Source organism: Klebsiella michiganensis, assembly GCA_000963575.1.
Classification (GTDB): Bacteria; Pseudomonadota; Gammaproteobacteria; order Enterobacterales; family Enterobacteriaceae; genus Cedecea; species Cedecea michiganensis_A.
This window is the reverse complement of record CP011077.1, coordinates 519589-543477: the sequence shown is the minus strand read 5'-3', so window position 1 is coordinate 543477 and position 23889 is coordinate 519589. Positions and strand designations below refer to the sequence as shown.

General features: G+C 55.4%; 23 protein-coding genes and 1 pseudogene. 7 read left to right on the top strand and 17 right to left on the bottom strand.

All coding sequences use genetic code 11. The annotated features are described in order from the left end of the window. The first annotated feature begins 4 nt into the window (after nt 1-4). Genes VW41_02605 through VW41_02595 form a run of 3 tightly spaced genes read left to right on the top strand, consistent with a single transcriptional unit; the run spans nt 5 to nt 1861 of the window. Nucleotides 5-547 (top strand): tetratricopeptide repeat-containing protein, encoded by a 543-nt coding sequence (locus VW41_02605; GenBank protein AJZ88018.1) that lies wholly within the window; start codon nt 5-7, stop codon nt 545-547. After that, a complete protein-coding gene (locus VW41_02600) occupies nt 519-1067 on the top strand; it encodes an RNA polymerase subunit sigma-24 (protein ID AJZ88017.1) in 549 nt (182 codons plus the stop codon). The genes VW41_02605 and VW41_02600 overlap by 29 nt, the downstream gene beginning before the upstream one ends. Continuing rightward, entirely contained in the window at nt 1064-1861 is a 798-nt protein-coding gene (locus VW41_02595; GenBank protein ID AJZ88016.1) for a membrane protein, read from the top strand. Before VW41_02600 ends, VW41_02595 begins: the two co-directional genes overlap by 4 nt. 126 nt (nt 1862-1987) lie before the next feature. Here the strand turns inward: VW41_02595 and VW41_02590 are convergent, their stop codons facing one another. The 16 genes and pseudogenes from VW41_02590 to VW41_02515 form a co-directional block, all read right to left on the bottom strand. Then, nucleotides 1988-2416: a hypothetical protein gene (locus tag VW41_02590; GenBank protein AJZ88015.1), complete on the bottom strand. Its 429-nt coding sequence runs from the start codon at nt 2414-2416 to the stop codon at nt 1988-1990. A 1-nt stretch (nt 2417) separates the two neighbouring features. Further along, a pseudogene (locus tag VW41_02585) lies at nt 2418-2714 on the bottom strand (hypothetical protein). 390 nt (nt 2715-3104) lie between these two features. Continuing rightward, nucleotides 3105-3317 carry a hypothetical protein gene (locus tag VW41_02580; protein ID AJZ88014.1) on the bottom strand — a complete coding sequence of 71 codons (213 nt, stop codon included), beginning with the start codon at nt 3315-3317 and terminating at the stop codon, nt 3105-3107. A gap of 855 nt (nt 3318-4172) precedes the next feature. After that, nucleotides 4173-4889 (bottom strand): transcriptional regulator, encoded by a 717-nt coding sequence (locus VW41_02575; GenBank protein AJZ88013.1) that lies wholly within the window; start codon nt 4887-4889, stop codon nt 4173-4175. Between the two features lie 140 nt (nt 4890-5029). Continuing rightward, nucleotides 5030-6214 (bottom strand): mannonate dehydratase, encoded by a 1185-nt coding sequence (locus VW41_02570; GenBank protein ID AJZ88012.1) that lies wholly within the window; start codon nt 6212-6214, stop codon nt 5030-5032. Nucleotides 6215-6470: 256 nt separating this feature from the next. Beyond that, on the bottom strand, nt 6471-6683 hold the full coding sequence (locus VW41_02565) for a cold-shock protein (GenBank protein AJZ88011.1): 213 nt from the start codon (nt 6681-6683) through the stop codon (nt 6471-6473). A gap of 202 nt (nt 6684-6885) precedes the next feature. Next, a complete protein-coding gene (locus VW41_02560) occupies nt 6886-7266 on the bottom strand; it encodes a hypothetical protein (GenBank protein AJZ88010.1) in 381 nt (126 codons plus the stop codon). A gap of 98 nt (nt 7267-7364) precedes the next feature. Then, nucleotides 7365-8396 (bottom strand): NADP-dependent oxidoreductase, encoded by a 1032-nt coding sequence (locus VW41_02555; protein ID AJZ88009.1) that lies wholly within the window; start codon nt 8394-8396, stop codon nt 7365-7367. 86 nt (nt 8397-8482) lie between these two features. Beyond that, nucleotides 8483-9319 carry a 2-(5'-triphosphoribosyl)-3'-dephospho CoA synthase gene (locus VW41_02550; protein ID AJZ91825.1) on the bottom strand — a complete coding sequence of 279 codons (837 nt, stop codon included), beginning with the start codon at nt 9317-9319 and terminating at the stop codon, nt 8483-8485. Then, nucleotides 9306-9845: an apo-citrate lyase phosphoribosyl-dephospho-CoA transferase gene (locus VW41_02545; GenBank protein ID AJZ88008.1), complete on the bottom strand. Its 540-nt coding sequence runs from the start codon at nt 9843-9845 to the stop codon at nt 9306-9308. The genes VW41_02550 and VW41_02545 overlap by 14 nt, the downstream gene beginning before the upstream one ends. Before the next feature lie 5 nt (nt 9846-9850). Further along, nucleotides 9851-11374, bottom strand: a complete 1524-nt coding sequence (locus tag VW41_02540; protein ID AJZ88007.1) for a citrate lyase subunit alpha — start codon at nt 11372-11374, stop codon at nt 9851-9853. A gap of 11 nt (nt 11375-11385) precedes the next feature. Beyond that, nucleotides 11386-12261, bottom strand: a complete 876-nt coding sequence (locus tag VW41_02535) for a citrate lyase subunit beta (GenBank protein AJZ88006.1) — start codon at nt 12259-12261, stop codon at nt 11386-11388. Further along, complete coding sequence (locus tag VW41_02530) at nt 12258-12551, bottom strand: citrate lyase subunit gamma (GenBank protein AJZ88005.1); 294 nt, start codon at nt 12549-12551, stop codon at nt 12258-12260. The genes VW41_02535 and VW41_02530 overlap by 4 nt, the downstream gene beginning before the upstream one ends. Before the next feature lie 24 nt (nt 12552-12575). Next, nucleotides 12576-13619, bottom strand: coding sequence for a citrate (pro-3S)-lyase (locus VW41_02525; protein ID AJZ88004.1), 1044 nt, complete (start codon nt 13617-13619; stop codon nt 12576-12578). Nucleotides 13620-13623: 4 nt separating this feature from the next. Beyond that, complete coding sequence (locus VW41_02520) at nt 13624-14493, bottom strand: 5-oxopent-3-ene-1,2,5-tricarboxylate decarboxylase (GenBank protein ID AJZ88003.1); 870 nt, start codon at nt 14491-14493, stop codon at nt 13624-13626. A 23-nt stretch (nt 14494-14516) separates the two neighbouring features. Then, the gene (locus VW41_02515) at nt 14517-15881 is read right to left on the bottom strand and encodes a malate permease (protein ID AJZ88002.1); all 1365 of its coding nucleotides are present in this window, start codon (nt 15879-15881) and stop codon (nt 14517-14519) included. A gap of 305 nt (nt 15882-16186) precedes the next feature. On the opposite strand from VW41_02515, the gene VW41_02510 reads away from it, so the two are divergent. Together VW41_02510 and dpiA are read left to right on the top strand one after the other, a co-directional pair. Then, the gene (locus tag VW41_02510; protein AJZ88001.1) at nt 16187-17803 is read left to right on the top strand and encodes a histidine kinase; all 1617 of its coding nucleotides are present in this window, start codon (nt 16187-16189) and stop codon (nt 17801-17803) included. A gap of 10 nt (nt 17804-17813) precedes the next feature. Further along, nucleotides 17814-18503: a two-component response regulator DpiA gene (dpiA, locus tag VW41_02505; protein AJZ88000.1), complete on the top strand. Its 690-nt coding sequence runs from the start codon at nt 17814-17816 to the stop codon at nt 18501-18503. A 32-nt stretch (nt 18504-18535) separates the two neighbouring features. Here the strand turns inward: dpiA and VW41_02500 are convergent, their stop codons facing one another. Beyond that, entirely contained in the window at nt 18536-20056 is a 1521-nt protein-coding gene (locus tag VW41_02500) for an aerotaxis receptor Aer (GenBank protein AJZ87999.1), read from the bottom strand. Between the two features lie 304 nt (nt 20057-20360). Here VW41_02500 and VW41_02495 point away from each other — a divergent pair, with 304 nt between their 5' ends. Together VW41_02495 and VW41_02490 are read left to right on the top strand one after the other, a co-directional pair. Further along, nucleotides 20361-21866: a glycine/betaine ABC transporter gene (locus VW41_02495; protein AJZ87998.1), complete on the top strand. Its 1506-nt coding sequence runs from the start codon at nt 20361-20363 to the stop codon at nt 21864-21866. Nucleotides 21867-22296: 430 nt separating this feature from the next. Next, nucleotides 22297-23865 (top strand): ABC transporter substrate-binding protein, encoded by a 1569-nt coding sequence (locus tag VW41_02490; protein ID AJZ87997.1) that lies wholly within the window; start codon nt 22297-22299, stop codon nt 23863-23865. Nucleotides 23866-23889: the final 24 nt, after the last annotated feature.

Sequence of the window (23889 nt, the reverse complement as noted above, 5' to 3'; positions counted from 1 at the left end):
CACCATGAACATGCCTTCAAGCCGTAAACTGCTGCCTTTGCTGTGCCTGGTCGCCAGCGGACTTTTCTACTCCGCCGCCGCCAGCGCCATGGGCGACGATGACTCTAAAACGCCGGACTGCCCGAAAGGCCAGGTGTACGACAGCAAAACCAAAACCTGTACCGTGGAAAAGAGCAGCATGTTAAGCGACGGCGATAAGACGCAATATGCTTACCACCTGGCAAAATCTGGCCGTTATCAGGAGGCGTTAAACCTGCTGGATACCCTGCAGCAGCCTAACACGCGTGAAGCCTGGAACTACCGGGGCTACGCCACCAGAAAATTGGGGCGCACCGACGAAGGGATCGGCTATTATCAACGTTCCATCGCCCTGGATCCGCACTATGCCAAAGTGCGCGAGTACCTTGGCGAAGCGTGGATGATTAAGGGCCGCCCTGACCTGGCGAAAGCCCAGTTGGCTACCATTAAAACGCTCTGCGGAACCGGCTGCGAGGAGTATCGCGATTTAAAAGCCGCCATTGACGGGCACCCGGAGTCCGAAGGTTGAGGACATAAAAATCACCGTCAACGAAGTTCGGTTACAGCTGGCCCAGCACCTTGCCCGCCTTTGGCGCTACGGCATGGTGCTGTCCCGCAATCGCGATGTGGCTGAAGATTTGGTTCAGTCCACCTGCGTGCGCGCTTTGGAGCGCTGTAACCAGTTTCAGTCCGGCACCCGAATAGACCGCTGGCTGTTTGCGATTTTGTACTCTATCTGGATCAACGAAATTCGCGCCCTGCGCGTTCGCCAGGGCCAGGGCTTTGTCGACAGCGACGAACTGAGCCAGCTGGCAGACAGCGAAAGTACCGAAGACAAACATCAGTATCACGCGCTATTGCTACAGGTTAGCGAACTGCCTGAAGCCCAGCGCAATACCGTGTTTTTAGTTTATGTCGAAGGTTTTACCTATCAGGAAGCCGCCGACACGCTGGCCATTCCCATTGGCACCGTGATGAGCCGCCTGGCCGCCGCTCGCCTGACGCTGGCCAAACACCTGATGCCGACGATGAAGAAGGAGCTCAAATGACGCGTCAATCCTTCTCCGCTCCGTGGAGCGATGAGGCTATCGTGGCCTGGCTGGACGGCGAAATGCGCGGCGATGAACGCCACGCCTTTGAGCAGCAGTTGAATGACGATGCCACCCTGGCCGCCCGCGTTGAACAGCTCATGCAAAGCAATCAGCCCTGGGAACAGGCTTTCGCCCCGCTTCTGGAAGAAGCCCCGATGCACCGCATGCAGGCCAAACTTAACGTGCTGCTTCATCAGCCGGTGAACGCACAGCCGCAGTCGAAGGGGGTTAGCCGCCGCAGCCTGATAGCCGCGTCGCTCAGTTTCCTCACCGTGGGCGTAATAGCCGGGCGGTTTATTCGCCCCGGGGAACAAAAGCTCAGCGGAGAACCTGAGATTCGCGACCTGATTGCGCAGTACATGTCGCTCTACAGCGCAGAAACCCTGGCGGATATCAACGTCACGCCCCTGGCGCTGCAAAACGGCCTGAACCGTATGCAGCAGGATATCGGCCTCAGGCTTCAGCAGGCTGAAGTTGAGATCCCGGACGCCGAGCTAAAAAGCGTGAGAATGCTACGCTATGACAGCACCTCCATCGCGCAGATTGCCTACCTGCACGCCAGCTACGGGCCGATGGCGCTGTGTATTTCCCGCAGCAAGGCCGACGACAGCCCCACGCTGAAGCACGAGGTTCGCCGTGGCCTGAACCTGGTCTGGTGGCGCAGCAAAGGATATGAATATGTGCTGATAGGCCGCAACCCACAGCAGGATTTACAGCAGAGTGGAGAACGGCTGCAGCAGCAGGTCGTTTGAATTAAGCCCGGGTTAACGTTCCCTCTCGTTCAGCGGCCAGGACTCGAACAGGTAACCGTCGAAGTTAATATCATCGATGTCGGACAGCTCAGGCAGCCGGTTTTTGACGTTTTCCAGATGCTGCTTTTAATTGGCGCCAGGATGCACTAGCTCTGGTTCATGCCCTGCTACCTGGAGCACAAATTTACCACCATCCATGTAAAGCACGCGATCGGCCGAGGCCAGTGTTTCCTGGCGGTGAGCTATCAGCAGAACAGCCGTCCCGGTGGCCCGGAGCGTCTGCCCGATGAGGATTTCACTCTCCACATCCAGATGACTGGTTGCCTCATCAAGCAGTAGAAAACCGGGCCGTTTGTACAATGCCCGCGCCAGAAGGATCCGTTGCTTCTGCCCCCCTGAAAGCGTTCCCCCCGTTTCACCAACCAGGGTCTGATAATCGCATGATGTCCGCGTCAACAGGGCGCTTAGTGTGAATCCGGCCGACGTGGGGATTATTATTTCCCCCAAAGCGGGGTCATTCTGATGATCTACAGCTTCCTTTCTGAATAGAGTCATTTTATTTAGACAGGAGAACATTAAAGAAAAAGACGAAAGCATTCGTTATCGAATGCAATAGCATGGAAGGTAATAAACTTCCTGATTTAACTCTGGCGAAGGAAAATATTAAAGACATTAAAAATAATGTAATAAAATCGATAGGACTTGTATATTGTGCATGCATCCCACAAAAAATAATCGACGATAAAATTACAGGCAATACAATGCTGCCTTTAAAAACATGATGAAAGATGTCGATCAAACAACCTCTATAAATGCACTCTTCGTAAAAAGGAACTAAAAATGTAACGAACAAAAATGGAAGTATATACTCTGCGGACAATTGGAAACTTTTAACGTTTCCATCTTTAATAATAAAGATGGCAGTTTGAATCACAAAAATAAAAAACAAACATTTGAAAAAAACATCATTACTACCAAACCTCCACTCCCCTCTGTAAATAAACAAAACGGCTATAATCCCCAGTAGAAACTCAAGTGTGTACATTAAAAACAATGAATTTTCAAACCCAATCCATTTCATTGTCACCAGAGGAAGTGCAGTAATGGCAATTGAAAAAGAAACCAGTACAATACAGGTAATGATTTTTATTATTGAATTCACAGCGCATCCTTTTTTTCATGCATCCTTTGAATGGGCAATATGACTTGAGTTTGAGGAGACAGTAAGTCGAAATCAATTTTCTTACTTTAAGTTATTATTATCTCTTGTCAGTAGGTTATAGATCCTGAGCCCCCACCGAGTTGTGGCAATGAGTACAATTATCATGACGATAAATTTAGATATCCTCTCGCCCCGCGATGGTGTATTCATGTCAAGAATATTTGCAAAATTTAAAATAGTGAAGCCAATTATAAAAAGAAACAAATAAACCAAAGAATAAATTACTTTTTTCATGAAAGATCCTTTTGCATCCAAGGGGTAGTGATTTAAAACCATATGATGAAATCCCACTATGACAACATCATCTTATCAATTAATGTTCTAACATTATCAACAAAGGCAATTTAAGTGGGACAGTGGGACTAACTACTTATTACCATCGACATTGGCCTGAAAAATTATTTGCTTTGTCTTTACTGCCATTGTCTGATTTATTGCTAAAGCCGTCTTTTGTGCACTGGCCAGCTATCATTCCACCAACGATCCCTAAAGCCATACCAAGAGGGCCCCCAATAGAACCAACAACCAGCCCTCCCATGATTCCTGCCCCACAAGAGTCCACACCATTATAAATGCTGCGTCCACCTGAATTACCTGCCCCCGCGTTATTTCTATTACGGCTACGACCTGTCCGCGAACTCACGCCTTCATAGTTGCTGTTTGCATTGCCGCTGCTGACCATGGCGATCTCTTCAACGTTTAGTCCCTTGATTTCAGGCATAAAATCCCTCTATGCATTTTTGTTGTGTGTACGTTTTTTGCACAATGCGCTATTGGGTTATCACACATGAAAAATGGCATTAAAAATGATTTAATGTAAGAGAATGTAAATGAAAGTATTTTATTTTCTCTATGATGCTGATATAAAATAACTTCATCAATTAAATGCAAGTTGCTTTGTTTCGAATGTGTTTAGAATCTAAAAACAATTTACCAAGCTAATATCCACTTTTTAATCATGCGTGAATTATTGATATTGAACCACTCAACAGATCAACATTATTTTTACAAAAAAGACTACGACTCTTACTTTTCATCAGATGTATCAGGGTATAAAAAAGCCAGCTAATTAGCTGGCTTTATCGAGAATTAACGCCCGGGCTCGTTCAGCGGCCAGGACTCGAACAGGTAACCGTCGAAGTTAATATCATCGATATCGGACAGCTCAAGCAGCCGGTTTTTGACGTTTTCCAGATGCTGCCACATCGCGTGCTTGGCGGCTTTCGCGTCTTTCTTAATCAGCGCGGCGAGGATTTGTTTATGGTCGGCGAGCCACTCTTGCCGATAGTGATTGTTCTCCAGATGGCTGTGCAGCTGGATCCACATCGGGTTGTTTTCTCGCCACTGCCAGGATTGCTTAAACAACTCCACCAGCATGCTGTTGTGGGTGGCTTCGGCCACGGCAAGGTGAAACAGCCTGTCGCCGCTTTCATTATCCCCGGAAACCAGTTCCTGCTCTTCTATCTGCAAGGCCTGGCGCATTTTCAGAATATCTTCCCGCGTGGCCCGCTGGGCGGCAAACTCCGCGATGTTGCTTTCCAGCAACTGGCGCGCCTGCAATAGCTCAAACGGCCCGGCATCGTTGCACTGGCTGGTGCTTACCGGGGTATTAGCCACCCGATCCGGCATGGCAATCACAAAAATACCCGCGCCACGGCGAACCTCAACCAGCCCTTCAATCTCCAGCATGATCAGGGCCTCGCGCACCACGGTGCGGCTAACCGACAGCAACGCTGCGATTTCACGCTCCGGCGGGAGTCTGTCCCCCAGGGCATATTGCTGCCGCGCAATCATGTCGCGGAGCATCACGCCAACCTCCTGATAAGGCCGTTGCGGCTGAGCAGAAGGTTTTTCTTGAATTTGTGGTTTCATGTTGACTCACAGCAGGCAGGGAATGGGCCGGACTATAGCATGATTGGTTGACCCATTTCCTCGTCTGGCTTGTGCTATTTACCAAAGAACGCACGCTGGATTGCCATTTCAACGCCGCGCACTTCAGCCAGTCCTTTCAGGCGCCCAATCGCCGAATAGCCGGGATTCACCTTTTTCTTCAGATCATCCAGCATTTGATGGCCGTGATCCGGACGCATCGGAATCGGCTCGCTTTGCCCTGCGGCCTCACGGCGCTGCTCTTCCTCCACGATCGCTTTCACTACTTCATACATATCCACATCACCGTAAAGGTGCGCGGCCTCATGGAAGGTTTTAGGATTGTCTTCCCGCAGCGTTGAGCGCAGATGGGTGAAGTAGATACGCGGCCCAAAGCGTTTAATCATGCCGACCAGGTCGTTATCGGCCCGCACGCCGTAAGACCCGGTGCACATCGTAAAGCCATTCGCCGGGCTGTTCACCGCGTCCACCATCCACTGCATATCCTCCACGGTCGAAACAATACGCGGCAGGCCAAGGATTGGGCGCGGAGGATCGTCCGGGTGAACCGCCATTTTGATACCGACCTGCTCAGCAACGGGGATAATTGCCTTAAGGAAGTAGGCAAAGTTTTCGCGCAGTTTCGCCTTGTCGATATCTTTGTAGGTGTCCAGTTGGGCCTGGAACTGGTCGAGCGTGTAGCCCTCTTCCGCGCCAGGAAGGCCAGCGATGATATTGCGGGTCAGCCGTGCTTTTTCATCCTCGCGCATTTCAGCGAAGCGCCGGTTTGCCTGCTCGATTTCTTCTGGGCTGTAGTCAGCTTCTGCCCCTTTGCGCTTCAGAATATGCAGTTCAAAAGCGGCGAATTCGATTTGGTCAAAGCGCAGCGCTTTGGAGCCATCCGGCAGCGGATATTCCAGATCGGTGCGCGTCCAGTCCAGCACCGGCATGAAGTTATAGCACACGGTGTGGATGCCGCATTCCGCCAGGTTGCGCAGGCTTTGGCGATAATTTTCGATCCATAAATCGTACTGCCCGCGGTGGGTTTTGATCTCTTCATGGATAGGTACGCTTTCCACCACCGACCAGACCAGCCCGGCAGCCTCCACCACGGCTTTGCGTTTCAGTATTTCTTCAACCGGCCAGACTTCACCGTTAGGAATGTGGTGCAGCGCAGTGACGATCCCTGTCGCCCCCGCCTGCCGGGCGTCGGCCAGAGTGACCGGATCGTTTGGACCATACCAGCGCCAGGTTTGCTTCATAATGTCCCCTCACAGTTCAAATTGGTTGACCAATAGACAATAATGATTAAGCACCGTTTTGTGTGCATAAGATAGCGTCTAAGTTCAGCCAATTCGGTGAGCGTGTCAATCCAGAAGGGACAATTGGTTAACCAAAATCACAATTTAACACACAGCATCATGCGAAAAAGCCCAAAAGCTATAGGACATCTATAAACTGCAGGCACAAAAAAACCCGCCGTAGCGGGTTTCTTCACTTCTGAAACGTCAGGCTGGATTACAGCGCAACAACGTTAGCAGCAGCTGGGCCTTTAGCGCCGTTCTCGATAGAGAACTCAACTTTCTGGCCTTCGTCGAGAGTTTTGAAGCTGTCGCTCTGGATTGCAGAGAAGTGTACGAATACATCTTTGCTGCCATCGGTAGGAGAGATGAAGCCGAAACCTTTCTCAGCGTTGAACCATTTTACTAAACCAGTCATTTTGTTAGACATAGCGATTACCTTATAGAATTTCTTGAGCCACTAAACGCGGCGAACATGGTCTGTTCAGCAGAGTTGGACTTATTCGGGCACTTAGGAGGAGACTCGAGAAGAAGGGATATCTAAGATAACGCTTGAACTGAGGACTGCTTTACTAAAACTGCTTTCATAAGGTCTGTGTTCCAAACCGAGTGCTAATCTCTCACGTCCGCCGTCATTTAGCAAGCGCAGCAGGGAAATAAAAAAAATTCTCATTTAAGGGGGCATGGTTTCCCCTCACCCTAACCCTCTCCCCACGGGGGAGAGGGAACAAAGAACCCCACCATTTCATATAGCTCCCACGGGGAGAGGGAACAAAGAGCCTCACCATTTCATATAGCTCCTCACGGGGAGAGGGAACAAAGAAGCTCACCATTTCATATAGCTCCCCACGGGGAGAGGGAACAAAGAACCCCACCATTTCATATAGCTCCCCACGGGGAGAGGGAACAAAGAACCTCACCATTTCATATAGCTCCCCAGGGGGAGAGGGAACAAAGAACCTCACCATTTCATATAGATGCCCACGGGGAGAGGGAACAAAGAACCCCACCATTTCATATAGCTCCCCACGGGGGAGAGGGAACAAAGAACCTCACCATTTCTGATTTCTCCCTCTCCCTTCCAGGGAGAGGGCCGGGGTGAGGGTCAATCTTACTCCGCCACCTTCACAATCAATTTGCCGAAATTCTTCCCGGACAGCAGCCCCTGGAACGCCTCCACGGTGTTTTCCAGCCCGTCCACGATATCTTCGCGGAAAGCAATCTCTCCGGCGGCAATCCACTCGCTCATCTGCTTAAAGAACTCCTCGTAACGGTGGCTGTAATCCTGACTGATGATAAACCCTTCCACACGCATACGTTTTTTCAGGATAGTCGCCATCAGCAACGGCAAACGATCGTGTTCGAAAGCGCTGTTGCCGCCGTTGTACTGGCTGATCATGCCGCAAACCGGGATGCGCGCTTTGGTATTCAGCAGAGGGAACACCGCGTCAAACACCGCGCCGCCGACGTTTTCAAAATAGACATCAATGCCGTTCGGACAGGCTTTGGCCAGTTGCTCGGCAAAATCGCTGGCGCGGTGATCGAGGCACGCATCAAACTTCAGGGTTTCTTTCACATAGCGGCATTTCTCTTCGCCCCCGGCAATGCCGATGATCTTCGCGCCGCGCAGGCGAGCCGTTTGCCCGACGATGGAGCCCACCGCGCCGCTGGCCGCGGCAACCACCACGGTTTCACCCGGCTGCGGGTTACCGATATCGGTCAGCCCCATATAGCCGGTAAAGCCTGGCATCCCGAGCAGCCCCAGTGCCCACGAAGGGTGAGACATATTTTTATCCAGTCTCTGGAGGCCTTCACCGTTGGAAATCGAATAGTCCTGCCAGCCTGAATCAGCCAGCACCAGGTCGCCCGGCTGATAATCAGGATGCTGGGAGCTTTCCACGCGGCTGACGGTTCCGCCGACGATGACTTCCCCGATGGCAATCGGCGCCGAGTAGGATTTGGCGTCGCTCATGCGCCCGCGCATATACGGGTCGAGGGAGAGGAAAAGCGTGCGCAGCAGCACCTCGCCTTTGCCGGGGGTTGGAACAGCCACTTCTTCCAGGTGGATATCTTCGCGGGTCGGCATTCCCTGTGGGCGCTTCGCCAGCACAAAGCGACGGTTTTTATCTGCGGTCTGAGCCATGAGGTACTCCTTTTATTTTCAAGAGTGAAAACCTCAGCCTAGACAAAAACCCGCCGCATTAGCATGAAATTCGTGCTGGAAAGCAGTTACGCCGCAATTTCCGCTAAAACAGCGCTGACCGCCAGCAGATCCGCGCTTCCACCGGGGCTGAGATTGCGGGCGATAAGATCGGCATCCATCTGCCGGAGATCGTCCTCGTGCCAGCCCTGCTGCAGCAAGCGGGCAGCATAGCGTTGCACATAGCGCAGTCCGGCCAGCCCGCCGCGCGAAACCAGATTAGTGTCCGGGTTAGCAGCCATCAGGCGCAGCATCGCATTAAGCAGACGACGTTTGGGGCAACTCTCCGTCTGCCAGTAAGGCAGCACATGCTGGCGCACCGTCAGAAATCCGCTTTCCGCCTCGCCGCGTGCCCCGGTCAGGCCAAACTGCTGATAGAGTCTTTCACCGACCGACGAAGCCTTACGGGCGGTAATCAGCTCACGCTCCACGATCCCGCTGCATACCTCGCTCACGGTGGAACATAACGCTGCCACGGTGAGCGCTCTGCCCTGCCCCTGCAGGCGGCCAGCGGCGGTAGAAAGCAGCCCCAGCGAAAACACGCCGCCTTTGTGCGTATTCACACCCTGGGTGGCCTGGTACATAGCCTGCTCGCAGGCTATGCCCGCCGGGCGGATCAGCCTCAACATCTCGCAGGCTCCGCGCCCAGCATGTTCACGCCCAAGAGCGTGGAACGTGCTGAACCAGGGGCCAATCGCGGCGATACTGCCGAGAAACATCGGCAGATCCATATCGCGGTGCGAGCCGTTGTTGGCGCTATCCACCAGCCCCGGCTTTGGCGTCAACCAAACTTCGTCCAGCAGCGCCTGACGCACCAGATGGGGTACATCCGGGACGGCGGCAGAAGCCGGATTAATCCCTGGCAAACCAGCCATCTATTAGCTCCTCAACCCGCGCGGTCACGGCATCTATGGGATGGCGGCGGGAGCGTGCACAGCAGTGCGCTGGCTCGTCGCACACCAGGCAGCGCCGGCCCGCCAAATCCAGCGAAGTCCTCCCGACCGGGCCATTTTCCGGACAAATCACGTCCGCATCCCACAGCCTGCCGAGCGGATGGGTTTGCTCCAGCCCGACCGCTGCCGCTTTAAGTTCGCTGGCGGAATGCGCCACGCTCCACATCGCTTCGGCTCCGGTCGGCAGCCACAACACCTGCCGCTCGATAACCGGCCAGCGGGCGCGCCACAGCAGCTGGTCGCAGGCCTGCAGCGCTACCGCCATGCAGTTGCGGTAGCGAATGCTGTCCTTTATCGGGCCGGGCGTCACCAGCGTCAGGGAAAGCACCGGCTGGCGGTGCTTAACCAGCCACTCGTGCTGCCGGTGCGCCCGCCGCTCTTTGGCCTCAAGCAGGGCTGCGAGGGTGATCCCCTCCGCTTCCAGAAGCGTTTCACTCATTTGGCTTACTCCTCTTTGACCTGGCGCACCACGTCGATCACGCTGCCGTCGCGGTAACGGATCACCCCGACGATGCGCGGCGTAAAGGCGATCGGCTTCGGCTCGCCGGTCAGGGAAATAGCGCGCTGATAAAGATCTTCTATGCTAACTATCTTCATTCCCGCGCCCTCAAGCCGCGCGCGGATCTCCGGCCGAGCGGGGTTGACCGCCACGCCGTGATCCGTCACCAGTACGTCAATGCTTTCACCGGGCGTGACGCGCGTGGTCACCCGTTTGACGACGGTAGGAATGCGGGTGCGCAGCAGTGGAGCAACCACGATAGTCAGGTTTGCCGCGCTGGCTACATCGCAGTGCCCGCCCGATGCGCCGCGCATCACGCCGTCGGATCCGGTGATCACGTTGACGTTAAAGTCGGTGTCTATCTCCAGTGCGCTGAGGATCACCACGTCAAGCTGGTCGCAACTCGTGGCCTTCGCGCCGGGATTGGCATAGACGTTGGTGGAGATCTCAACGTGGTTAGGGTTGCGCGCCAGCGAGGCCGCCGCCTGGCCGTCAAAACACTGGGTATCGAGCAATTTTTCGATAAGCCCCTTCTCATGAAGATCAACCAGGCTGCCGGTGATCCCGCCGAGGGCAAAGCGGGCCACCACGCCGTTGCGCTCCATTTTTTCTTCCATAAAGCGCGTGCAGGCGGTGGCCGCCGCCCCGGAGCCGGTCTGCATGGAAAAGCCGTGGCGGAAGTAGCCCGAATGTTCAATGACTTCGGCCGCGATGCGGGCAATCATCAGCTCCCGGGGGTTATTGGTGACGCGAGCCGCGCCGACGCTGATTTTCGCCGGGTCGCCAACGGTATCGACCTTGACGATGTAATCCACCTCATCCTGCATCAGGCTGGCAGGCATGTTGGGAAACGGCACCAGTTCTTCGGTTAACAGCACGACTTTGCGGGCAAAATGGGCGTCCACTTTGGCGTAGCCCAGCGAACCGCAGCAGGATTTACCGTAGGTGCCGTTGGCGTTGCCGTATTCGTCGCTGCACGGCACGCCGAGAAACGCGACGTCAATTTTAAGCTCCCCGTCCTGCAGCAGCTTCACGCGCCCGCCGTGGGAGTGAATCTGTACCGGCTCCTCCATCAGGCCGTGAGAAATCGCCTCCGCCAGCTTGCCGCGCATCCCGGAGGTGTAAATGCGGCTAATCACCCCATCGCGGATAGGCTCGATCAGCGCCTCGTTGCAGGTCATTAGTGAGCTTGAGGCGAGGGTCAGATTTTTAAAACCGAGACGGGCCAGCGTAGCAACCACATGGTTGATCACCCGATCGCCCTCGCGGAAAGCATGATGGAAGGAGATGGTCATCCCATCTTTCAGGCCACTTTGGGCAATCGCCTGCTCCAGCGATTCGCAGAGCTTGCGGGTTTTCTTCGCTTCGGCATCCGCCAGCCACGGGGTGGTCTGATGCGCCCCGTCAAAGCTTCTCAGATGGGAAAGGTGCGGGTACTCAAGGTGTAAAAGTTCGGTCATATTGCTCATTGTTTTTATCCTTAGCGACGCACGCCCGAAGCCGCGGCGCGCTCAAGCACAACCTGCGCATGGTTAATGATTGGCGCGTCGATCATCTTGCCGTTGAGCGAAACCACGCCCAGGCCGTTGCGCTCCCCTTCGTCGGCGGCGGCAATCACCCGGCGGGCATAGTCGACTTCGTCCTGCGTTGGCGCGTAGGCGTTATGCAGCAGCTCTATCTGGCGGGGGTTGATCAGTGATTTGCCGTTGAAGCCCATCTTGCGGATCAGCTCGACTTCCCGCAGGAACCCGGCTTCGTTATTTACGTCAGACCAAACCACATCGAACGCGTCAATGCCGGCGGCGCGCGCGGCATGAAGCACCGCACAGCGGGCATAGAACAGTTCGGTTCCGTCCCCGCGCTCGGTTTGCATATCCATCACGTAGTCAAAGGCCGCCAGCGCAATACCGATGAGACGTGGTGAAGAACGCGCGATGGCTACGGCGTTAATCACACCCACGGCGGATTCAATCGCCGCCACCAGTTTGGTGGAACCCGGCTCACGCCCGCACGCTTTTTCAATGCGCTCGAGGTGAGATTCCAGCAGGAAGATATCTTCCGGCGTGTCGGTTTTTGGCAGGCGAACCACGTCCACACCGGCACGTACCACGGCCTCAAGATCGTCCAGGCCAAACGGCGTGTTCAACGGATTAATGCGCACCACGGTTTCTATGTCGCGGTACATCGGATGCTGCAGCGCGTGGAACACCAGCACGCGGGCGGTGTCTTTCTCACGCAGCGCCACGGCGTCCTCCAGGTCGAACATGATTGAGTCCGGGCGGTAAATAAAGGCGGTGGAGAGCATGGCGGCGTTGGCGCCGGGGAGGAACAGCATGCTGCGACGGAGTTTTTTCATTGTAATTTTTCCCAGTCAATTTTTTCGGCATCGGCGGCACGCAGCACCGCGCTTTGCAGCCGGGCGCGGATCACGCAGTCCAGCGCGCCCTTGTCTTCCAGAATAAAAATCCCCTCTTTCACGCCGAGCTGAGCGAGAGTTTGCTCCACCACCCGGCGAATTTGTTCCCCAAACTGCTTTTGTACTTCGCTGTGTATCATCAGGCTGAACTCGCCTTCTGCGGGGGCGACTCGTACCAGCAGATCGCTGGACTCCAGCGTCCCGGCTAAGGCTTGCTTTACGATTCTCATAAGGCTTTGTCCTGGTTAAAGAAATCAGGCCACATCCCGCGCGTAATGCCGCTGGAGATGGCTAAAGGTACTGTCCGGGACAATGTCCCGGATACGGGCCATTTGCTGGCTCTTGAGTAAAGCCCGGACTTCTGAGGCGGAAATCTCTCGTCCGGCGGCGTGGCATTTTCGCGGCAGCTCAACCACCTGGATCGAGGCTGCGCTGTGGTGACGGTGCACCTCCAACCAGTAGCGCATGGCCTGGTTGTATTCCCGGGTGACCGCACAGAACGGCTCGTTGCCGACAAAGCGGTGCGTCACGCCCAGCGCCGGGGCAACGTAGTCACGGAAAATCATCAGATCCATCGCGCTCCAGGTTTTGTCGATAAGCCCGCTCTCTTTCAGGAAATACCCCGGAAAGGTGGCGCGGGAAATCAGGTAGTCGGACCCAGGATGCACAATCACGTTAGGCAAGTGGGCCACTCCCTGGCGAACCATCTCCCACCGTTCCTCGAACGGAAAAAACGAAGCGTCCTCGCGTACCACAAACAGATGCAGCCAGTCGCAGCGCTCCGCCGCCTGTTCGGCCAGATAGCGGTGCCCGAGGGTGAACGGGTTAGCGTTCATCACGATGGAACCGATCCGGTTGCCCGGTTTCCGCAATTTTTCCAGCCCGGCGCAGTAGCGGCTGATGCCGACGGGCGTGTTTTCCATCAGCACGGCCGTCTCGTCGACCTGCACCAGCGGCCAGAAGCCACTCTGGCGAAACCGGTCGAGGTTATACGGGCGGGTAAACAGGAACAGATGCGCCTGCCCACGCTCCATGGCGATATGCTGAATTTCGCCCAGCAGGCGCACGCTGAGGTTATCCCCCCGCCAGGCTTCGTCCACCGCCACGCATTTGATAGTCCGCCACGCCAGTCCGGCACAGCCGACGATCTTCGTCCCTGAAAGCGCCACGACGAACAGCTGAATATCGCCGTCCAGCCCGAGCTGGTTGCGCCCCAGCAGATCCCGTATTGCCGCCAGCGCCTGCGGCTGGCGCTGCGGATCGACGGTGCTGAACTCGATAGGGTTGGACTGGAACATAGCGTTAGTGGGCCACCGCCCCGGAAGTCTGCGGCACGCGGGCCTCAGCGATCACATTGCTGAGATGGCCGATGCGTTCAATTTCAACCTCGATGCGGTCGCCTGGCTTCATAAACAGAGGCGGCGTGCGTTTTTTGCCAACCCCACCCGGAGAGCCGGTAATGATCACGTCCCCCGCGCTGAGCGAGGTGAAGGTCGAGATGTATTCGATCAACTCAGCCACTTTGTGGATCATGCTGCTGGTGTTGTCTTCCTGCACCATGCGGCCGTTCAGCCAGGTGCGGATCGCCAGATCGTGCGGATCGCTAATTTCATCCGCCGTGGTCATCCACGGGCCGAAAGCGCCGGTCTGCGGCCAGTTTTTCCCGGCGGTAAACCACGAGTGCTGCCAGTCGCGCGCCGAGCCGTCCATGTAGCAGCTGTAGCCGGCTACGTGGCTTAGCGCATCCGCTGCGGAAATGTTTACGCCGCCCTGGCCGATAATCACCGCCAGTTCGCCTTCGTAGTCGAATTCGCTCGAATGATGAGGTTTCAGCACCGGGGAATCATGCCCGGTCTGGGAATCAGCGAAGCGTACAAACAGCGTCGGGGCGGGGTTGTGCTGGTCGAACTCTTTGCGCTTGTCGGCGTAGTTCATGCCCACGCAGAGGATTTTTTCAGGGCGCTCAATGACCGGCAGCCAGCGGACATCTGCGAGCGCGACATCGGCCTTCACCCCGGCAAACGCCAGCGCTTCATTCACCGCGTCCGCCGCCAGCAGCGCTTTAAGGTCGGCAAAGCGCGAGCCTAAACGGCGCCCCAGGTCAATGATGCCTTCCGGCGTAACCACGCCGTAGCTTCGCTGACCCTGAAGTAAATAACTTGCGAGTTTCATAACAGTTCCTGGTTAATCAAAAATCAGACAAGAAAGTTGCCAAGCACCAGCAGTGCCACCGAGACGTTGATCGCCCCGCCTATGCGGGTAGCAATCTGGGCGAACGGCATCAGCGACATACGGTTGCCGGCGGTAAGAATGGCGACGTCGCCGGTCCCGCCCTGCCCGCTCTGGCAGCAGGAGACAATGGCCACGTCGATAGGGTGCATGCCTATCTTTTTACCGACGAAGAAACCGGTCGCCACCAGCGCGCTGACGGTGCTGACGATGACCAGCAGATTGGTAATAGTGAAAGCGTCAACCAGCTCGTTCCACGGGGTGATCGCCACGCCCACGGCAAACAGAATCGGGTAGGTCACGGCAGTCTGGAAGAATTTGTAAACCACCTGAGAGCCCGCCAGCATGCGCGGAGAAACGCCGTGGCAGAGCTTGATAAGCACCGCCACAAACAGCATGCCGACCGGTGCAGGCAGGCCAATCAGCTTATGCAGCAGCATACCCACCATGTAGAGCAGCACCGCCAGCAGCGCGCCGGAAGCAATCGTGGTCACATCCGCTTTACCGCTGAACAGGGCTGCGGTTTGCTCTTTTTCACCGGAGCTGGCTTTGCCCGGCATCAGCTCGCCTTCGCCAGTCAGGTGCGGGAAGCGTTTACCCAGTTGATTCAGGCAGCCGGAGATAACGATAGCCGTCAGGCTACCCAGCATCACGATAGGCAGAATGCGCCCCAGCGCCACGCCCTGGTCCATGTGCAGCAGCGTGGCATAGCCAATAGACAGTGGGATAGCCCCTTCCCCCACGCCCCCGGCCATAATCGGCAGGATCAGGAAGAAGAAGATCTGGAACGGCTCAAGGCCTAACGCCAGGCCAACGCCCATGCCGACAACCATGCCAACCACTTCGCCGCACAGCATCGGGAAGAAAATGCGCAGGAAGCCCTGAATCAGCGTAGTGCGGTTCATGCTCATGATGCTGCCGACGATAATGCAGCAGATGTAGAGGTAAAGAATGTTGGTTGATTTATAGAATTTGGTGGTGGACTCCACTACCGCATCCGGGAGCAGGCCGTAATACACCAGCGCGGAGGGAATGAAGGTGGCGCAAATGGCGGCGGCGCCCATCTTGCCAATCACCGGCAGGCGCTTGCCAAACTCACCGCAGGCAAAGCCAAAGAAGGCCAGCGTCGCCACCATCACCACGATATCGCTCGGCAGCTTGCCGCCGAGGCAGTCGATGGCTATCAGCGCCCCTGCCAGCACGAACAGCGGCAGCGGAATGATGCCGACCTTCCAGCTGTCGAGAATATGCCACCAGCGCTCCTTGAGCGTCGGCTTATTAATATCAATAGATTCAGGAATGATGTTGTAGGAATCATCGGTCGTGCTCATGTTCAAGCCCCTTATTTTAATTTGTCGGGGCAGACTAAAAGATTAAATACCTATGTAATGTGAGGGATAGCAGATTAAAACCGTTAATTTAAAGGCATCTATGACGTTAATGGTTTTTATTCTGTCGTGGTTTTTATGGTTTTTATTCGAGGCTTAGATAAACCTTAAGGGCGAACGAAAAATTTGCTGGAATTAACGAAAAGTGCCGTTGCGTGAGGTTGTTCAAACTTTCGGCCAAAGCCGCGCAGCCAGCGGGTTATCGGTGTTAAGCTGCCGTTTTGCCTCACTGAATACACGCCTGCCCTATGAAAGTTTCCTTTCAGATACGCTTATTTATCTACCTGGTTGCCTTTTTTTCAGTGCTCTTTGCCATGCTCGGAACCTATTACTATTTCGACGTTGGCCGCCAGCTTTATCAGGAAATGAGCACCCGAGCGAGAATTCAGGCGGAAGAAATTGCCTTAATTCCTACCCTGCAGGAGTCGGTGGAAAAAAAAGATATTCCGGCAATCCACAACTTTATGCAAAAGCTGGTTGTTCATAGCGATGCCAGCTTTATCGTCATCGGCGACGAACACGGTATCCACCTCTATCATTCCGTGCATGCCGACCGGGTAGGCAAAACCCTGGTCGGCGGTGATAACGAGGAAGTGCTCCAGGGCAAAAGCATCACCACGCTGCGTAAGGGCGGCCTTGGCCTGTCGCTGCGCAGCAAAGCGCCGATATTCGACCAGCACGGTAAAGTAATTGGTATTGTGTCGGTGGGCTACCTGAAGAGCTACCTGGATGACGTCACGTCCGGTAAGGTGATCAACATTCTGCTGGCGGCGGTGATCCTGCTGCTGGCGCTGTTTGTTTTCTCCTGGTACTTCACGCGCAGCATCAAAAAGCAGATGTTCTCTCTGGAGCCACGGCAAATCAGCCTGCTGGTGCGCCAGCAAAAAGCGATGATGGAGTCGATTTACGAGGGGGTGATCGCCATCGACAGCCGCTCGCAGATCGAAGTTATCAATAAAGCAGCGAAGAAACTGCTTGGTCTGGAGCAGCCTTCGCGCGAGATCCGCGGCAAGCAGATCTCCGCGGTGATCGAGCCGGTAACGTTTTTTGATCCCCAGGTGATGCTGGCGCGTGATACCCACGATGAAATCTGCGCCTTTAACGATCTTAGCGTGCTCGCCAGCCGGGTTCGTATTGAACTTGAGGGCGTTTTGCAGGGCTGGGTTATCACCTTCCGCGACCGGAAAGACATTGATAGCCTGAGCTTCCAGCTCAGCCAGGTTAAGCGCTACGTGGATAACCTGCGCATCATGCGGCACGAGCAGCTCAACCGCATGGCAACGCTTGCCGGGCTGCTGCATATGGCCCGCTACGATGACGCCAAACGCTATATCAAGGCGCAGTCCGAGCACGCCCAGGAAGTGCTGGATTTTGTCTCCGCGCGCTTCTGCTCCGCCACGCTGTGCGGCCTGCTGCTGGGGAAATACGCCAGGGCACGAGAGAAAGGCGTGTCGCTGGCGTTTGATCCGGCCTGCAGCATGACCAGAATGCCGTCTAACGTGCCGGAATCAGAGCTAATTTCGATTATCGGTAACCTGCTGGATAACGCCATCGAGGCTACGCAGCGGGCCGAAGGCGAGCACCAGCCGGTGGAAGTTTATATCGTGATAAACGACCGGGAGCTGGTTATCGAAGTAGCCGACCACGGCGTCGGTATCGCGCCTGAACTGCGCGACCATATTTTCACGCCGGGCGTCACCACCAAAACCCACGGCGACCACGGGCTCGGCCTGCACCTCATTGCCAGCTACGTAGCGCTGGCGAAGGGCACCGTGGAGGTTTCAGATAACCTGCCGAGCGGGACCGTGTTCTCGGTATTTATTCCAGACGTTGTCGTTCCGGGGAGCGACCTCAACCCAACGTAAGGCTTTGAGTATGCAAAATGAAATGATTAACGTGCTTATCGTGGAGGATGAAAGCGAACTTGCCGAACTCCACGCCGAACTGATTGATAAGCACCCCCACCTTCACCTGGTCGGGATAGCCAACAGTCTGGCGAGCGCGCAGCGCCTGATGCAGGAAAAGCAGCCGCAGCTGATCCTGCTGGATAACTACCTGCCGGACGGAAAAGGCATCACGCTGTTCAGCAGCGACCTGCTCAAGCAGCACGCCTGCTCGGTTATTTTTATCACCGCCGCCAGCGATATGGACACCTGCAGCCAGGCTATCCGCAGCGGGGCGTTTGACTACATTCTCAAGCCCGTATCCTGGAAGCGCCTGAGCCACTCGCTGGAGCGCTTTGTCCAGTTCAGCCAGCAGCAGCGCGAATGGAAGGTGGTCGATCAGCAGAACGTCGACAAGCTTTACGAGCTACAGGCGCGCAACGCCCCGCTGGACGCGGGCAGCAAAGGCATTGAGGAGAATACGCTGGAGCTGGTCCAGCGTCTGTTTCGCGAAGGCGAAGCCCAGCGCTGTTTTTCGGTAGACGATGTGGTTAGCGAAACAAAGCTCAGTAAAACCACCGCCCGCCGCTACCTGGAACACTGCGTCGAGAAAGGCTTTCTCAGCGTCGAAATGCTGTACGGCAAGATTGGTCATCCCCGCCGCCTGTATAAGCGGAGCTAAGCGGACAGTGCATACTGCCCGCTTTGCACGCCTTAACCCAGAACCGTGACCGCATCCTGCAGGCGAGTTGCGCGGTGTTTAACCATCGCCGACACCTGCGCGCTCTCTTCCACCAGCGCGGCATTTTTCTGCGTGATGGCGTTCAGCTCCGCCACCGCGCGGGTAATGTCCGCCAGGCCATCCGCCTGCTCTGAGGTAGCGTGGCTTATCTGCCCGAGAAGCTGGGTCACGTTCTGCACCTGAGCCACAATATCCTGCATGGTTCGCCCCGCCTCATGAACCTGCACCGTGCCGGACTGCACCTTGCTGGCGCTGGCGTCAATCAGCTTGCGGATATCGTTGGCCGCGCTGGCGCTGCGCTGCGCGAGGTTACGCACTTCCCCGGCCACCACGGCAAACCCTTTGCCCTGCTCACCGGCACGAGCCGCTTCTACCGCTGCGTTGAGCGCCAGAATATTGGTCTGGAAAGCGATATCGTTGATCAGGCTGGTGATCGAGCCGATGCGCTGGGTGCTGTCCGCAATGTCGTCCATGGTGGTGACCACGGTTTCCATCGCCTGTCCGCCCTGCGCCGCCGCATCACTGGCGGAGCTGGAGAGCTTGTCCGCCGCCGATGCGGTTTCCGAGTTGGTTTGTACCGACGCCGCCATCTGATTCATAGTGGCCACCGTCTGCTGCACGTTAACCACCGTCTGGCGGGTACGCTCATTCAGATCGTCGTTCCCTTTGGCCATCGCCTCGCTGCCGCTGCGTACGTTCGCCACCTGGCTGCTGACGTCGTTGATAAGCCAGCGGCACATCAGCCCAAGCTGGCCGATAGAGCGCAGGATCACTCCAATTTCATCGCTACGCTGGAGGTGCTTCACCCGGTGGCTGTTGCCGGTTGCCACTTCCAGCGCCTGACGGGCAACGTTTTCCAGCGGGCGGGCAACTTGCCACTCCAGCAAGACGCAAGCGAGGGCGGTAAATGCCGCGATGGCGAGCATTTGCAGCGGACTTTGCCCGAGAGCGAACGCAGAGGCCAGCAGCAGAATAAACAAACCGCTCATTAACCCACGGATACGCCAGCGCAGGGACATGGTCGGCAGCTTGCCAAACACCCCTTTACGCAACACCAGGCCTTTATAAACGGTTTTGTTACTGCGACCCTCGTTCAGCGCCTTGTAGAGCGGCTCAGCGGCGGCAATCTCTTCCGGCGAGGCTTTGGTGCGAATAGACATATAGCCGGTGGTTTTACCGTGACGTACCACCGGCACCGCGTTGGCGCGTACCCAGTAATGGTCACCGTTTTTGCGGCGGTTTTTCACGATGCCGGTCCACGGCTCGCCCTGCTGGAGGGTGAACCACATATCGGCAAAGGCCGCCTTTGGCATATCGGGATGACGCACGAGGTTGTGTGCGGCGCCGCTTAACTCATGTAGCGAGTAGCCACTGACCTGCACGAAGGTATCGTTAGCGTGCGTAATGTAACTTTTCAGATCGGTGGTGGACATCAGGGTCGTATCGTCATCAAGCGTGTATTCACGCTGGGTGACCGGCACATGGGCGGACATAGCAACTCCCTTTGAGAGGTTATCCAGATGTTAATTCTTTGGTGGTATGCATGTTATTTCGGCGTGCTGAAATTTTACTTTAGTTAAAAAATTTGATATTGATCACACTTCTAAGTATTAGCCACATAATTTATGAGACTAGTTTAAGCATTGCATTTCACATAGTTTCAATTGGTTATTACTTTTCACTTCGCACCATTGCCGCCTCAACTGAGTGCTGCAGTTTTCACCAGCGCTTATTGCGCGGCGCACTACACTTACAGAGGGAATTTTTACCCCCGCAAGGAAAACACGAGGATAAAAAATGTTAAAAAGGAAAAAGAAAGTCAGACCGATCAAGGTCAGTGACGTCACTATCATTGACGATGCGCGTCTGAAAAAAGCCATCACGGCCGCTTCACTCGGCAACGCGATGGAATGGTTTGATTTTGGTGTTTACGGTTTTGTTGCTTACGCACTCGGTAAAGTCTTCTTCCCCGATGCCAGTCCAAGCGTGCAGATGATTGCCGCGCTGGGGACCTTCTCTGTTCCTTTCCTGATTCGCCCGCTCGGTGGCCTGTTCTTCGGGATGCTAGGGGATAAATACGGTCGTCAGAAAATCCTGGCTATCACCATCGTCATCATGTCGCTCAGTACGTTTGCTATCGGGCTGATACCGTCCTACGCCACTATCGGCATCTGGGCACCTATCCTGCTGCTGCTGGCTAAAATGGCCCAGGGCTTCTCGGTAGGCGGTGAATACACCGGGGCCTCTATCTTCGTGGCGGAGTACTCGCCCGACCGTAAGCGCGGCTTTATGGGCAGCTGGCTGGACTTCGGTTCGATTGCCGGGTTCGTCTGCGGCGCGGGCGTGGTGGTGCTTATCACCGCTATCGTCGGCGAAGAAAACTTCCTCGACTGGGGCTGGCGTATTCCGTTCTTCCTTGCGCTGCCGTTAGGTATCATCGGGCTTTATCTGCGCCACGCGCTGGAAGAAACGCCGGCGTTCCAGCAGCACGTTGAGAAAATGGAGCAAGGCGATCGCGAAGGTCTGACCGAAGGACCAAAAGTCTCGTTCAAAGAGATTGCCACCAAGCACTGGCGCAGCCTGCTGGTCTGTATCGGTCTGGTTATTTCGACCAACGTGACCTATTACATGCTGCTGACCTACATGCCGAGCTACCTGTCCCACAACCTGCATTATTCGGAAGAGCACGGGGTGCTGATCATCATCGCCATTATGGTGGGGATGCTGTTTGTGCAGCCGATGATTGGCCTGCTGAGCGACCGCTTTGGCCGTCGACCATTTATCTTCCTGGGCAGTATCGGTCTGTTCCTGTTCTCTATCCCGGCGTTTATGCTGATAAACAGTAACGTTATTGGCCTGATTTTTGCGGGGCTGCTGGTGCTGGCGGTAGTGCTGAACTTCTTTATCGGCGTGATGGCATCGACCTTACCGGCGATGTTCCCGACCCATATCCGCTACAGCGCCCTGGCGAGCGCCTTCAATATTTCGGTGCTGATTGCGGGCCTGACCCCAACGCTTGCCGCATGGCTGGTTGAGACTACGCAAAACCTGATGATGCCGGCTTATTACCTGATGGTGGTGGCGATCATCGGCTTTATTACCGCTATCACCATGAAAGAAACCGCCAACAAACCGCTGAAAGGCGCGACACCGGCGGCATCGGACATCGCGGAAGCGCGTGAAATTGTTCAGGAGCACCACGACAATATCGAGCAGAAAATTGAGGACCTGGATAAGGAAATCGAGGATCTGCAGAAGAAACGTGCCTTGCTGGTCGATCAGCACCCGAGGATTAACGAGTAGTTATCTCCCTCACCCTGCCCCTCTTTCCGCTGAGGGAGGGGGGATAAATAGAGAGCCTTCACCGCCAGGTGGGGGCTTTTTTTTGCTCTTTTTCCGGTTCTGCCTCTGCGTGGCCAATAGCCACGATAATGCAGGGGCGGATGAGATTCCGCTCACTTCCAGCCCTTTTTATATGCCGCTACAAAGCATATGAACGTCCCAGGGAAAATAGATCTGCGGGTGAACGGAACCTTAGCCAGAGCTGCATGGAGGATATCTGCCTTCTCTTTCAGAAGACGCCCCCGCCCCCCAAGTTTTCATCACTTTATCGCATTGAATATATCGTATATTTATATGCAAAGCGCAATTTTGACTTTGTGAATTGAGATAACTCACCTAACGTAAATACACAGAGAAAAGTCGATAAAAAACACAATTACAGGGTACACACATGCAAAAAAAAGTTCTGCCATTACTGCTGCTGGCTGCGCTGTCTGCAGCTTCCCACGCTGCAACGCCACCGGATACCCTGGTGGTAGCCCAAGGGCTGGATGACATCGTCAGCCTTGACCCGGCTGAAGCCAACGAGCTCTCAAGTATTCAGACCGTGCCAAGCCTTTATCAGCGCCTGGTGCAGGCAGACCGCACGGATCCGGCCAAAGTGGTACCCATTCTGGCGGCAAGCTGGCAGGGCGATGCGGCCAATAAGAAGCTGACCATCAAGCTACGTCCGGACGCTAAATTTGCCTCCGGCAACCCGCTGCGCCCGGAAGACGTGATCTTCTCCTACACCCGCGCGGTAACGCTGAACAAATCCCCGGCCTTTATCCTGAACGTGCTGGGCTGGCAGCCGGATAACATCGCCAGCCAGTTGAAGAAAGTGGATGACCACACGCTGGAAGTGCGCTGGACCGCGGACGTTAGCCCGGCGGTTGCGCTGAATATTCTTTCCACACCGATAGCTTCTATCGTCGATGAAAAAGCGGTTGAGCCAAACGTGAAAGCAGGTGACTTCGGCAACGAATGGCTGAAAATGCACTCTGCCGGCAGCGGCCCGTTCAAAATGCGCGTTTATCAGCCGCATCAGGCTATCGTGCTGGATGCCAACCCGACATCTCCGGGTGACGCGCCAAAAGTGAAGAACATTATTATTAAAAACGTGCCCGATCCGGCCGCTCGCCGCCTGCTGATTCAGCAGGGTGACGCCGATATCGCCCGTGATTTAGGATCTGACCAGACCAGCGCCCTGGAAGGCAAACCAGGCGTGAAGGTGCTGAGCATCCCTTCTGCCGAGCAGAACTATCTGGTGTTTAACGTCGGTAATAATGCCAACCCGTTGCTGAAAAACCCGGCGCTGTGGGAAGCGGCTCGCTATCTGGTGGATTATCAGGGCATCACTAAAGATCTGCTGAAAGGCCAGTATTTCGTTCACCAGAGCTTCCTGCCGGTCGGCTTCGCGGGCGCACTGGAAAACACCCCGTTCAAATTTGATCCGGCGAAAGCGAAAGAAATCCTGGCGAAAGCCGGCATCAAAGACGCGCATTTCTCGCTGGATGTGGAAAATAAACCGCCGTTTATCACCATCGCTCAGTCTATGCAGGCGAGCTTTGCCCAGGGCGGCGTGAAGGTGGATCTGCTGCCAGCCGCCGGTAGCCAGGTTTATGCCCGAGTGCGCGCTAAACAGCACCAGGCCGCCATTCGCCTGTGGATCCCGGATTACTTCGACGCCCACTCCAACGCCAGCGCTTTCGCCTATAACGACGGCAAAGCCAGCACCGTAGCCGGGCTGAACGGTTGGCAGATCCCGGAACTGAACAAACAAACGCTTGCTGCCGTGGCGGAGGCCGACCCGGCCAAACGCAAAGATCTCTATACCAAACTGCAGGCAGAGCTGCAGCGTAGCTCCCCGTATGTGTTTATTGACCAGGGTAAAACCCAGGTTGTGGTGCGCGATAACATCAAAGGCTACCAGCAGGGCCTGAATGCGGATATGGTGTATTACGATAACGTCACGAAATAACTGAACGGCCCCTCGCCCCGCCCT